Source organism: Marinobacter azerbaijanicus (genome assembly GCF_030250645.1).
GTDB lineage: Bacteria > Pseudomonadota > Gammaproteobacteria > Pseudomonadales > Oleiphilaceae > Marinobacter > Marinobacter azerbaijanicus.
The window spans coordinates 80,747-92,971 of record NZ_JASSVS010000003.1 but is presented as its reverse complement, the minus strand read 5'-3'; the positions used below and the strand labels follow the sequence as shown (position 1 = coordinate 92,971).

The following is a 12,225-nucleotide window of genomic DNA, read 5'->3' as shown; positions in this document are numbered from 1 at the left end:
CGGACGACTCCGGGCGCCGGAGCACCACCGTTACACAGGGCTGCAACTGCAGCCCTGTCTGTTTTTCCTACACTCTTTGCCGTCCCTGCTCTATGATAGCTACCAGATAGACTCACCACCTATGAGGAACGCTCTTGAGCCTCAAAACCCGACTCCTGAGCCTGGTAGCGGTGCTGATGATCACCGCTTCGCTGGCGTCATGGCTGGCCTACCGGGAGCTCTCCGAGGATATTATCGAGCGCTGGGGACAGCAGGTCGCGGAAATACAGGTTCGCTACGATAGCGCCCGCCTGTTGCAGTCCCTGGAGCGGGAAATAGGCCTGGCCCGCCAGATGGCGGATTCCTCCACGCTGGTGAAATGGGCCACAGCGCCGGAAGACGAGGCGTTAGGGCGCGAAGCCATCCGTGAAATGGAAAGCTTCCGTAGCAATTTCCGCGACAATAGCTATTTTGTGGCTCTCCGGGATTCCCGCCGTTACTACTACAACAACGCTGACAACGAGTTTGAAAACAACCAACTCCGCTATCAGCTGAATCCGGATAAGCCCGAGGACGCCTGGTTTTTCCAGCTGATCGAGGAAGGCCGCAACTTCCACCTGAATGTAAACCCTGACGCCGAGCTTGGCGTCACCAAGCTGTGGATCGACGTTCTCATGCGCGATGAAAATGACCGTATCGTTGGCATGGTTGGTACCGGCCTCGATCTGGACTCGTTTCTTCAGGACATCGTCGACATCGATCAGGACGGCATTACCACCCTGTTCGTGGATTACAACGGAGCGATCCAGTTATACCGGGATCAGAACTACATTGATTTCGCCAGTATCATCAAACCCGAGGGCCAGAAAAGCACCGTGGACCTTCTGTTTGACCACACCGAGGACAAACAGAAAGTGCTGGGTATGCTGCAGATTCTCAAGAATCGTGGTGGCGCCACCGGTGCGGTGGAGAGCAGCTTTGTGACGGTGGACGGACGAAAACACCTGGCCGGTGTCGCCTTTCTGCCTGCCATCGGCTGGTTCGAAATCACCTTGCTGGACCTGGAGACCCTTCTCCCCGGCAGTTATCTCTGGCCACTGGTCGCGGTATTCCTGACCAGCCTGATCGTCACGCTGATCCTGTTCCATCTCATTATCCGCTCGCGCATACTCAAACCCATCATCAGCCTCGAAAGTGCCGTCGAGAAGGTTCGGGGTGGCAGTTTCACCCTTCCACACCTGGACAAGCCGGATAACGAGATAGGCCGGCTCGCCAGTCATTTCGAAAAGATGACCGACACGCTTGCACACTCAACCCGTGAACTGGAACGAAAAGTGGAACAGCGCACGGACGAGCTTCATCGGCTGGCTCGTATTGATGCCCTTACCGGCCTGAAAAACCGGCGCGGGCTGGATGAAGCGCTCGACGAGGAAATACAGCGGGCCGAGCGGCAAGGCACTGGCTTCGGTCTGATCTGGCTCGATATTGACCACTTCAAAGCCATCAACGACGACCTGGGGCACCAGGCCGGTGATGACATCCTCTGCCGCGTCGCGCTCTGGCTGAAAGCCGGTGTACGCCCCTACGACCATGCCGGCCGGTGGGGCGGAGACGAGTTTGTGGTCGTGCTATCACCCTGCGACCGGGATACTCTGCACCAGATCGCGTCGCGGATTCATGAAACCATCGAAAGAGACAGCATCCGCACCGGAACGCCTGTTACCGTCAGCGTAGGTGGTTACTACTGTCAGCCCGGCGACGATGTTGAAACCATCCTTCGTCAGGCTGACAAGGCGCTTTACCGGGTCAAACAACAGGGCCGCAATCGGGTCTATATTATTGATAGCCAGGGCAGTGAAATTAACCCCGCTTAACGGGTCTGACTCATACCGCCATAACCGGTATACTCCGCAGCAACATTCAAATTCTATCCATTCAGGTTCTGTTCATGCTCAACGCCGACGCCCTCAGCCAGTTGCGCCAGCTGAAATCCGATATTGAAGAAAACAAGGTGGTGTTTCCAGGTACCGTCAAAGCCACCAACGGGCGTTTCGGCTTCGTGGCGCTGGATGAGGGGCGTGACGTGTTCCTTCCGCCGGAGGAAATGCAGAAAGTCCTGCCCGGCGACCGCGTCAACATCATCGAGCAGGAAGGCGACAAGGGTAAAACCCAGGGTGTGGTGGACGAACTGCTGGAAACCAGGCTGGACACTTTCGTAGGCCGTTATCTGGTGAAGGGCAAGGGGCACTTCGTAGTGCCGGAAACCCCCGGTATCAACCGCTGGATTTTTATACCGCCGAAAGAGCGCCAGAATGCCGAACCGGATGACTACATCTACTGCCGCATCCACAAACACCCGATCAAGGATGGCAAGGGTCAGGCAAAGATCCTGAAAGTGATCGGCAAGGCCGGAGATGCCGGCATTGAGCGCTCCTTTACGGTTGCTTCCTTCGACCTGCCCGACACCTGGCCGGAAGCAGTCAGCAAGCAGGCCGAAGCGCTGGACGAATCGGTGATTGAGGCCAGGTGCGAAGGACGTGAAGACCGCACCGACCAGCCCTACGTGACTATCGATAGCCCTGGCACCCAGGACATGGACGATGCCCTGCTGGCTGAGCCCAATGCCACCGGCTGGAAACTGTCCATTGCCATCGCCGACCCGACAGCTGTCATTGAACCCGGCAGCCCGGCCGAGCAGGAAGCCTTCCGCCGTGCCACTGCGATCTACTTTCCCGGTGAGCCGCTGCCAATGCTACCGGACACTCTCAGTACCCGCCTGTGTTCACTGATGCCGGACGTCAGGCGCCTGGCACTGGTGTGTGACCTGCAGGTGAACAATGATGGCAGCCTGGGCGACTACAGCTTCCACCAGGCTGTGATCCGCTCCCACGGCAAACTCAGCTACGAACTGGTATCCAACCTGATCGAGGGCCGGGAAGACGACGACATCAAGGCGCTGCCGGACGATGTGACCAATAGCCTCGACCAGCTTCACCAGGCTGCCACCGCGCTTCGCAAATGGCGCAATGACCACGCGCTGGTGAGCGGTGACCGCCCCGAGTTCCGCCTGCGCCTGGATGAGAACCGCCGGGTACGGCTGATTGAACCTTCGGTTCAGAACGAGGCCCACCGCCTGGTGGAAGAGTGCATGATCGCGGCCAACCGCTGCGCGGCCGATTTTCTTGGCCAGCAGGACAAGGGCCTGTTCATCAAGCACCCCGGTTTGCGCGACGACCGTGCCGACAACATCCGCGCGCTGCTCGAAGGCTACGCGCCCGATCTCGCCGATGTGGATGCCACCAGCGCAGAGGGCTTTCGCGACCTGATGAAGCAGACCGAGGGGCTGGATTCGGAAGTACCGGTCAAGTCCATCATTTCCCGCCAGCTCGCCCGCGCCGAGCTGTCGTTTACGCCGGCCCCCCACCAGGGCATGGGGCTCGCCGCCTACACCACGTTCACCTCGCCGCTGCGCAAGTTCAGCGACTTCCACGTGCATCGGCTGATCAAGTCGATCCTGTGGCAGGAGCCGCTGACTGACCTGAACGAAGCACAGCTGGCCGAACTGCAACTGACCCAGTTCCGTGCGCGGCAGGCGGCCAACAGCCTGGAGAGCTGGCTCAAGAGTGACTTCGCCCGCACCCTGGGCGACGAGCCAATGCCTGGCGTAATCAGCCGCACAACCCCCTCAGGCTTCTTCGTGCGGCTCAATGCCAACGGGCTGGAAGGGTTTGTCAGCTGCAAGACCCTGGACGGAAAATTCAGCTTCGATCCGGTCACCCTGCGACTGGTCCATAACAAGAACGGCCGCCTCTTCCAGCTTGACCAGCCTGTGACAGTGACCTTTGCCGGGGTGGATGACGAGCGCAAGCAGATCCTTTTCAACCTCGTGGAAACGCAGGATGAGGGCGCCGCCGGGAACAGCGAGCCTGACACTAAAGACGACGCTTGAAAATCCGGCTCCGGAGACCCACCTTAAGAGTAGGGCAAGCACTTACCCACGACGGAGGTGAATCCGGATGCCGATCAGCCCAACTGAATTCCTGAAGAAGTATGGTTTCGAAGAGGAGGAAGAAGAGCGGGACCACAGCCTGCGCCATAACGCGATGGAGCATGCCAGGCACCTGAAGCGTCCCCATGCCGGCACGCCTCATGACTGGGAGGAATGGGAGCGCTACAGGAAAGAGCACCCTGATGAAGTCGAGGACGACGAAGACAGCAACAGCTAGCTCTCTTCAAGCATCCTCGACAGACGCTCGTCCTTGGCCCGCCACTGCTCAGCCAGCCAGTTCTTCACGTTCTTGCGATGCTCGGCATCGGTCGCATAGTCCCGGCCCTTGAGATGCTCGGGAATATCGACAGTGTCGATCTCCATTTTCACTTCCCTGACCCTGCCACACATGAAATCCCAGAATGTGGGTGCCCCGCCAGGATAGGCAATGGTCACATCCACCAGGGTTTCGATGGCATCCCCCATGGCATCCAGCACGAACGCCACGCCGCCAGCCTTGGGGGTCAGCAGATGGGTGTATTTTGATTTCTGCTTGTCATGTTTTGCCTGGGTGAAGCGGGTACCTTCCACAAAGTTCATCACGCTGACCGGCGTATAGCGGAACCTCTCGCAGGCCTTGCGGGTAGCCTTCAGGTCCTCACCACGCTTTTCCGGATGCTTGATCAGGTATTCGCGGGTGTAGCGTTTCATAAACGGGAAATCCAGCCCCCACCAGGCAAGGCCAATCACCGGCACCCAGATCAGTTGTTGCTTGAGGAAGAATTTGAGAAATGGTGCCCGACGGTTGAATACCCGCTGCATGGCGAAGATGTCCACCCAGCTCTGATGATTGCTGAGCACCAGGTACCAGCTTTCACGTTTGAGCTTTTCGTCGCCATGGACAGTCCATTTAGTGCGCTGGGTGAGTTTCATCCAGCCGGTGTTGCAGGCCACCCAGGCTTCGGCAATCCAGATGATGGCTTTGGTGCACAGTACCCGGAAACCGGTATGGGGAATGATCAGTTTGAGTATTGCCGGAATGTAGAGAAGCAGACACCAGAACAGGGTGTTGAGCCCAAGAAGAATGGAGTTGATAACGCCGATGACCGGGGCTGGCAGGAAGCTGAGCATGGTTGTCCTGTTGTTGGTTTTGTTGCGATGACCGAATGATACCAATGGTTGGCACGTTTGGGCAGTGGCCTGAAGTGACCGGTTTGCCATTGGTGATGGACGTTCTTGCCATAGTTCTGGCCTTTGCAGATAGTCTAATCTTATTGGACCTCTGTGGCTGTGCAGGTATGAAAGCCCTTTCCCGGAAACGCCGTGAACCCATCCATGGGGGCTCGGCATTGCCATCCATGGCAATGCACGGTCCGGGAAAGGGCTTTCATACCGGCACGATCAGACTTGCGTGCCAACCGCCCATTTTCATTCAGAACACGTTAGCGAATTATTTTTTATGGAAACCTCTATGCCCGACCCGCTGAAATACGCCTTCAACAAAGCCTCGGGAATCACCCGCCAGACGGCGCTTTACGCTGGTAACGCCTTTGACCGGGTGTTCCGCGCAGCCAGCCTGGTGCAGGCGGGGCAGACCCCATTTGAAACCTTGCATACCGATGGGCTGGTGAGCCTGCGATATTACCCGCCCCTGGCCGAGGATTTCATCGAGCTGGACGGCGAGATGATTGATGTGTTGCGCACACCCCACAAGACACCGATCGTGATCGTACCGCCACTGGCGGTGAACATGCTGATCTACGACCTGTTTCCCCAGCGCAGCCTCGTGCGGTTCCTGAGGGCCAAGGGGTTTGAGGTGTATCTGATCGACTGGGGCGTGCCCACGCGGCAGCACAGTCACTACAACCTTCACACCTACGTGGCGGAGTTGCTGCCGGCGTATCTGAACCGCGTTCGGGAGCACAGCGGGGAGCAGGAGCTCTCGCTGCACGGCTGGAGCCTGGGCGGGATGTTTACCCTGTTCTACTCCGCCCTCAGCCGCGACCAGCACATCCGCAATGCCATTGTGCTGGGCTCCCCCATCGACAGCCACGCCTCCGGCCTGATGGGGCTGATGTACCAGCGGGTATCCGACGTCGCCGAATTCGTCCGCAAACGCACCGGCTTCCGCCTGCACGACGTCAAACCCTACTGGTTCCACACCCCCGGCTGGGCCAACACCATCGGCTTCAAACTCACCAACCCCATCGGCAGCGTCATGGGCTACTGGGAACTCATCGTCCGCCTGGGCGACCGCGAGTTCGTCTCCAGCCACGCCACCACCTCCGCCTTCCTCGACCGCATGGTCGCCTACCCCGGCGGCATCGTTCAGGACGCTGTGGTGCGCCTGTGGATCGACAACGACCTCTCCCGCGGCCAGATCCAGATCGGCGAAGACATTGCCCGCCTGGAAAACGTAAACGCCAACTTACTCGCCATCGCCGGCGACAGCGACACCCTGGCAACACCCGGCGCGGTCAAACGCATTGAAGACCACGTCAGCTCGAAAGACGTCACCTTCCGGGTCACCCCCGGCGGTCACATGGGTATTCTCGCCGGCAGCAAGGCGCCGAAGGAAAGTTGGCTGGAAATGGCGGATTGGTTGGCAGAAAGATCGGATTGAAGCAACCTGACCAACTGACTAGAGGACGGCTATCACAAAAGTTGGACGCGCGGCTCGGGAAGGGTTGTCCAAAACTGTGCGGAGCCATGGATGGCGGAGCTCAAGCGCCACATGGATGTGCCGCAAGGAGCGTGTTTTGGACAACCCTTCCCGGGCCGTGCCACTTCCAATGTCAGAGGCTAGCCAAAGTATCAGGCAACTCAGAAAGACTGCGAACCACCGCATTAGGCTGAATCCCCCAGTCCTCGAATACCTTCCCGGCATCCCTCTGCACCCAGATCGCCATCAACCCCGCCGCCCGGGCCCCGATCACATCCCAGGCATTGCTCGACACCAGACACAACGGCTGATCCATCGCCCCCGTCGCCCGCCGGGCATAGGCATACACCGCCGGGTCCGGCTTGAAACTTTTAATGTCATCCACCGACACCAACCCATCAAACATCACCAGCAGATCATTGTGCCCCAACACCTTCTCCAACGCCGGATAGGTGCCGTTGGAGAACCCATACATCAGATAGTCCCCCTCCAGGGACTTCAGCGCCGGCAACGAATCGTCAAAAGCGGGCAGGGAAAGATAGGCCCCCATCAGCTCATCCTCACGCTCACTGCTCAGGTCCAGCCCATGGCTGGCCATCGCATACCGCAGCGCCTGACGGGTACAGGCTCCGAAATCCTCATACATGCGCATCAGGCCCTTGCGAAAGGAAAACTCCAGCTGCTTCTCCCGCCACTGGGCGCTGACAGACTCCGCTGAGTCGCCCGCATCCGGTGCCAGCAGTGCGGCCATCCCCATCGGGTCCACCAGGGTTCCGTATACATCAAATGCCAGGATCGGCTTCATCGGATTCTCCTCTCGTCGTCATTCAAGCTTTACCCCATCGTAAACCATCCGGCACCCAGACCTGAACATTCATTCAAGCGGATGGCCTCAACACCATCATGGGCAGCTTCCGGTTCCTGAGTTACACTCCCATTCATGAACCCCATTGATACATTCAACCTCGACATACGCTCTCTCAGCACCTTCCTTGCCGTACTGGACGAGGGCAGTGTGTCCAGGGCGGCCATACGGCTGGGAGTAAGCCAGTCGGCGGTCAGCCATACTCTGGACCGTCTGCGGCAGGCCCTTGGGGATGCCCTGTTCGTGAAATCCGGCCGCGGTATCGTACCCACCCGCTACGCCGTCCAGGCCGGGCCCCATATCCGCCAGATACTGGACGACATCCACTCCCTGTCCTCCGGGCCTCCCTTCAGCCCGGCCAGCGCCGAATTTACCTTCACCATTGCCGCCAACGACTACCAGCGCGATCTGCTGTTACCCGGCCTGCTGTCGGTGCTCCGGCGGGAAGCCCCCGGCATACGCCTGCAGGTAATTCCCTCCGGCATCCCCACGGCCGACATGCTGCGCAAGGACCTCTGCGACCTGATCATTTCACCCCACGCCCCCGAAGCAACCGATATCATGCAGCGGGGTCTCATGGCAGACCACATGGTGGTCTTCTACGACCCGGCACACCGTAACGCCCCGGAAACCCTGGCGGATTATCTCAAGGCCGACCACGTGGCAATTCTTTTCGGCGCTGGCGAAAAAACCGCCCTGGAAGATTCGCTGTCAGCCCGGGGCCTGACCCGGAGGACAGTCGTAACCGTGTCCAACTTCTCGGGCCTGCCGGGCTTCCTGCGCGGAACCGACATGCTGGCCACGGCGCCGAAACGCATGAGTGAACACTTACTGCAGGACTTCGCCACCGCGCCCCTGCCCTTCGACCACAAGCCCTTCACCTTGCTGATGCTCTGGCATAAACGCAACCAGAATGACCCCGCCCACCGCTGGATCCGCAACCACGTTAACGGCGTGGCAGCGACATTGAACGATCTCAACACCTGATCCATCTGCTTTATTCATACGTTGTATGAAACAGACAGCCGTTATCAACGTTGGTTTAGTGCGTAGACTCAGACCATTGTTTCGGGGAGCAGCGGGTGGGCCACCCTTCTGAAACCGTGCGGAGCCATGGATGGCGGAGCCGAGCGTACAGGGACGTATTCACAGCGTGTTTCAGAAGGGTGGCCCACCCGCTGCGTTCGAGAGCTACGCAGGAAAAAAGATGCTCGCATTAACCAGTATATGGACAACGATATTATTGGCAGCCGCTGTCGCCCTCGGGCCGTTGGCGATTGACATGTATCTACCTGCCTTGCCCAGCATGGGCGAATCCCTGTCAGCCGGCACCGGGCAAGTCCAGCTGACTCTGAGCGTCTATATGGCCGGCTTCGCGGTAGCCCAACTGGTCTGCGGCCCACTGGCAGACCGTTTTGGCCGCAAGCCCATCATGATCGGCGGTTTTCTGCTGTTTGCGGCTACCAGCATTATCTGCGCCCTTGCCACCAACATTGAAACCCAGGTTCTGGCCCGCTTCCTCCAGGCTCTTGGTGGCTCTGCCGGGCCGGTACTGGGCCGTGCGGCGGTGCGGGATATCTATTCGCCACGAGAGGCGGCGAAAATCATGGCCATCCTTGCCAGCATCATGGCTTTGGCACCGGCCATAGCCCCGACAATTGGCGGGTTTATGGTGGTCGGGCTCGGCTGGCCGTCGATATTCCTGGCCCTGGGTGGCTATGCGCTTGTGATGGCGGTAGTGGTGGCCGTTGGCATTCCGGAGCCGATGCATCCGGACCATCGTCAATCCCTGCGCTTGCGCAGCCTGCTGAAGAATTATCGGGCGATAGCGTCAGATATCAGTTTCCTGGGCTATACCCTGACCAACTCCCTCGTCTTCGCCGGCCTGTTTGCGTTTCTGTCCGGCTCATCGTTTGTGCTGATCGATTTCCTGGGTGTGAAACCCCAACATTTCGGACTGTTCTTCGCCTGTATCGTCGCGGGGTACATCGTTGGCAACCTGACCGCCATTCGCCTCGGCCGCCAGCTCGTACCGGACCAGATTCTGGTCAGGGGGCTGGTTCTTTCTGTGGCCGGGGGCGGGCTGATGGCGGCCTTGGCGACGGCACAGGTTTATAGTGTATGGGCCGTGATACTGCCCCAGACCCTGTTCATGATGGGTGTTGGCATGGTGCTTCCCCAGACCATGGCCGGCGCCCTCGCCAACTTCCCCCAGATGGCCGGTTCCGCGTCGGCGCTTTTCGGCTTTACCCAGATGGCGGTAGCAGCCATTATCGGCATGCTGGTGGGACACTTCCACGACGGCACCTCCCTGGTAATGGCCGCTGTCATCGCAACCTGCGCCATTGCCGCCCTAGCCAGCTACCTGTTGCTGGTCCAGCGGCATCCGGCACCCGGATTCGAGCCTGCCTGAAACCGGCTTTATGCAGTCTATGGATGAAAAAGCATCCAAAATGGACTACACAGAGTAAGTTGTTTCTACACAACAAACCCATCAGGTCAGAAAAAGGGAGTTCCAAATGAGCAACGTTACACTGGGCGGCGATCCAATTACCGTCAGCGGTACTTTTCCGCAACCGGGCGACACAGCACCCGACTTCACCCTTACCACCCAGGGCCTGGAGGACGTTACCCTCGACAACTGGGCGGGCAAGCGCAAGATTCTGAACATCGTCCCCAGTGTCGATACCCCGACCTGTGCCACGTCCACACGCAAGTTCAACGAAAAAGCCAGTAGCCTGGATAACACAGTGGTGCTGGTTATCTCCGCCGACCTGCCTTTCGCAGCTGGCCGCTTTTGTGGCGCAGAAGGACTGAAGGACGTCATTACGTTATCAAGCTTCCGTAATTACAGCTTCCAGCAGGATTACGGCGTTGCTATCCAGGATGGGCCGCTCGCAGGACTTACCGCCCGTGCGGTGGTGGTTCTGGATGAGGACAACAAGGTTCTGCACAGTGAGCTGGTGGGTGAGATCAAGGACGAGCCGGATTATGAGAAGGCGCTTTCGGTGCTTTGATTTTTACTTTTAGCCGGGCGGAATAGATTGTCGGATTACGGCTTTGCCTAATCCGACCTACCCGACTAATCCGACCTACATTGAGTAGGGCGATAACTGTGTTGTCGGATCGGGCCAGGGGTGGGGTGTTTTTTCTGGCGGGAAAAGGTGTCTGAGCGAAGCGAGTTCTTTTCCCGCCAGAAAAAACACCCCACCCCTGGCCCAGCCCCCACAACCCGCAGGCCAAGCGGCATACCACCCCCAAATCAGCAAACCTGCTAGAATCGCCCTCCAGGAAAAACACCAGGAACCGAAGCCCCCAACGTGACCAACGCCGAATCCCAAGCCAGTCTGCCGCGCCAGTTGTTTACCATGACCTGGCCCATGCTCTTCGGCGTGCTTTCACTGATGACCTTCCAGTTGGTAGACAGCGCCTTCATCGGCCAGCTTGGCCGGGACCCGCTGGCAGCGCTGGGTTTCACACTACCCATGCAGCAGCTCATCATCGGCCTGCAGGTGGGGCTGGGCATCGCTACCACCGCAATTATCTCCCGTACTCTGGGCGCTGGTGACCAGCTTCGAGCCGAGCGCCTGGGTGGCCTGGTGGTCACCGTCGGCGCCACGCTGGTCATCGTCCTGTGCATCAGCCTGTGGCTGCTGCAGACCCGGATCATGTCGGCGCTTGGCGCCGAAGAGAGCCTGCTGCCGCTGATTCGCAGTTACTGGATACCCTGGCTGCTGTCGGCCTGGACCGGCGCCATGCTCTATTTTGGCTACAGCGTATGCCGCTCCCATGGCGATACCAGGTTGCCCGGATACATGATGGTGGCCACCAGCCTGCTCAATATCGTCCTCGACCCTCTCTACATCTTTGTCTTCGGCTGGGGTCTGCCCGGTGCCGCCCTGGCCACCATTACCGCGTTTGGCATTGGCTGCCTGTTCATCTACCCGAAATTGCTCCGCTGTGGCTGGGTCCGCTTTGACTTCAAACAACTGGCCCTCGGACGGGCACTCAAACAGCTGAATGACATTATGGCCCCGGCCATGATCAGCCAGTTGATGCCACCCGTTTCGGCCATGGTAGCCACCGCGCTGGTGGCAGGATTCGGCTCTGCAGCCGTCGCCGCCTGGGGCCTGGGTACGCGCCTGGAGTTTTTCTCTATTGTGGTGGTGCTGGCACTGACCATGTCCATGCCTCCCATGGTTGGCCGTATGCTGGGGGCCGGCGAGCTCGGTCAGATCCGTAAACTTGTGCGGCTTGCGGTCAGATTTGTGGTGATCTGGCAACTGGCCATTGGCCTGATCTGGCTGCTGGCCTCCGGGGTGGTATCGGAACTCTTTACCAGCGACCGGGAAGTCAGTGACGTGCTGAGCAGCTACCTCGTGCGTGTGCCTCTGAGTTACAGTGGCCTGGGTGTCTGCATGTTGATGGTGTCCGTTTGCAATGCCCTCGGGCTGGCGCTTCGGGCACTACTGGTGTCCACCCTGCGTCTGTTCCTCTGCTTTCTGCCCTTTCTCTGGTTCGGTGCCCAGATCGGTGGCATCAGCGGGCTGATGAGCGGTGCCTTAGCTGGTAACCTGTTGGCCGGTGCGATGGCTTATGCGTTCTACCGCCAGGGCATCCGGAAACTGGCGGCCCTGCACGCCGGTTCTTGACTTATAAGAATGAAAAAGTCTCAAACATTGGCTATACATGAAGAATGCTAATAAGCTGAATGCTTTGAAGAACTCACTC

At 58.9% G+C, this 12,225-nt stretch carries 10 protein-coding genes; 8 read left to right on the top strand and 2 right to left on the bottom strand.

The window, feature by feature from the left end:
* Positions 1-134 precede the first annotated feature (134 nt).
* The 3 genes from QPM17_RS06875 to QPM17_RS06865 all read left to right on the top strand — a co-directional run bounded on the left by QPM17_RS06875 (position 135) and on the right by QPM17_RS06865 (position 4,205).
* Positions 135-1,853 (top strand): diguanylate cyclase, encoded by a 1,719-nt coding sequence (locus QPM17_RS06875; protein WP_285389920.1) that lies wholly within the window; start codon positions 135-137, stop codon positions 1,851-1,853.
* 74 nt (positions 1,854-1,927) lie between these two features.
* A complete protein-coding gene (locus tag QPM17_RS06870) occupies positions 1,928-3,928 on the top strand; it encodes a ribonuclease R family protein (protein WP_285389919.1) in 2,001 nt (666 codons plus the stop codon).
* 67 nt (positions 3,929-3,995) lie between these two features.
* A complete protein-coding gene (locus QPM17_RS06865; protein WP_285389918.1) occupies positions 3,996-4,205 on the top strand; it encodes a hypothetical protein in 210 nt (69 codons plus the stop codon).
* Here the strand turns inward: QPM17_RS06865 and QPM17_RS06860 are convergent.
* The gene (locus QPM17_RS06860) at positions 4,202-5,098 is read right to left on the bottom strand and encodes an acyltransferase (RefSeq protein WP_285389917.1); all 897 of its coding nucleotides are present in this window, start codon (positions 5,096-5,098) and stop codon (positions 4,202-4,204) included. The genes QPM17_RS06865 and QPM17_RS06860 overlap by 4 nt on opposite strands.
* Positions 5,099-5,438: 340 nt before the next feature.
* Here QPM17_RS06860 and QPM17_RS06855 point away from each other — a divergent pair, with 340 nt between their 5' ends.
* The gene (locus QPM17_RS06855; RefSeq protein WP_285389916.1) at positions 5,439-6,590 is read left to right on the top strand and encodes an alpha/beta fold hydrolase; all 1,152 of its coding nucleotides are present in this window, start codon (positions 5,439-5,441) and stop codon (positions 6,588-6,590) included.
* A 172-nt stretch (positions 6,591-6,762) separates the two neighbouring features.
* Here QPM17_RS06855 and QPM17_RS06850 read toward each other — a convergent pair whose 3' ends face one another.
* Positions 6,763-7,434 carry a haloacid dehalogenase type II gene (locus QPM17_RS06850; protein ID WP_285389915.1) on the bottom strand — a complete coding sequence of 224 codons (672 nt, stop codon included), beginning with the start codon at positions 7,432-7,434 and terminating at the stop codon, positions 6,763-6,765.
* Between the two features lie 135 nt (positions 7,435-7,569).
* Here QPM17_RS06850 and QPM17_RS06845 point away from each other — a divergent pair, with 135 nt between their 5' ends.
* The 4 genes from QPM17_RS06845 to QPM17_RS06830 all read left to right on the top strand — a co-directional run bounded on the left by QPM17_RS06845 (position 7,570) and on the right by QPM17_RS06830 (position 12,146).
* On the top strand, positions 7,570-8,481 hold the full coding sequence (locus QPM17_RS06845; protein ID WP_285389914.1) for a LysR family transcriptional regulator: 912 nt from the start codon (positions 7,570-7,572) through the stop codon (positions 8,479-8,481).
* Between the two features lie 220 nt (positions 8,482-8,701).
* Positions 8,702-9,907, top strand: coding sequence for a Bcr/CflA family multidrug efflux MFS transporter (locus tag QPM17_RS06840; RefSeq protein WP_285389913.1), 1,206 nt, complete (start codon positions 8,702-8,704; stop codon positions 9,905-9,907).
* A gap of 106 nt (positions 9,908-10,013) precedes the next feature.
* Positions 10,014-10,511, top strand: a complete 498-nt coding sequence (gene tpx / locus QPM17_RS06835) for a thiol peroxidase (RefSeq protein WP_285389912.1) — start codon at positions 10,014-10,016, stop codon at positions 10,509-10,511.
* Between the two features lie 351 nt (positions 10,512-10,862).
* Complete coding sequence (locus QPM17_RS06830; protein WP_285390348.1) at positions 10,863-12,146, top strand: MATE family efflux transporter; 1,284 nt, start codon at positions 10,863-10,865, stop codon at positions 12,144-12,146.
* Positions 12,147-12,225: the final 79 nt, after the last annotated feature.

What these genes read in the sequence shown, in the direction of transcription:
- QPM17_RS06870 (WP_285389919.1), top strand. Translation starts at nt 1,928, where the DNA reads ATGCTCAACGCCGACGCCCTCAGCCAGTTGCGCCAGCTGAAATCCGAT.
- QPM17_RS06865 (WP_285389918.1), top strand. Translation starts at nt 3,996, where the DNA reads ATGCCGATCAGCCCAACTGAATTCCTGAAGAAGTATGGTTTCGAAGAG.
- QPM17_RS06860 (WP_285389917.1), bottom strand. Translation starts at nt 5,098, where the DNA reads ATGCTCAGCTTCCTGCCAGCCCCGGTCATCGGCGTTATCAACTCCATT.
- QPM17_RS06855 (WP_285389916.1), top strand. Translation starts at nt 5,439, where the DNA reads ATGCCCGACCCGCTGAAATACGCCTTCAACAAAGCCTCGGGAATCACC.
- QPM17_RS06850 (WP_285389915.1), bottom strand. Translation starts at nt 7,434, where the DNA reads ATGAAGCCGATCCTGGCATTTGATGTATACGGAACCCTGGTGGACCCG.
- QPM17_RS06845 (WP_285389914.1), top strand. Translation starts at nt 7,570, where the DNA reads ATGAACCCCATTGATACATTCAACCTCGACATACGCTCTCTCAGCACC.
- QPM17_RS06840 (WP_285389913.1), top strand. Translation starts at nt 8,702, where the DNA reads ATGCTCGCATTAACCAGTATATGGACAACGATATTATTGGCAGCCGCT.
- tpx (WP_285389912.1), top strand. Translation starts at nt 10,014, where the DNA reads ATGAGCAACGTTACACTGGGCGGCGATCCAATTACCGTCAGCGGTACT.
- QPM17_RS06830 (WP_285390348.1), top strand. Translation starts at nt 10,863, where the DNA reads ATGACCTGGCCCATGCTCTTCGGCGTGCTTTCACTGATGACCTTCCAG.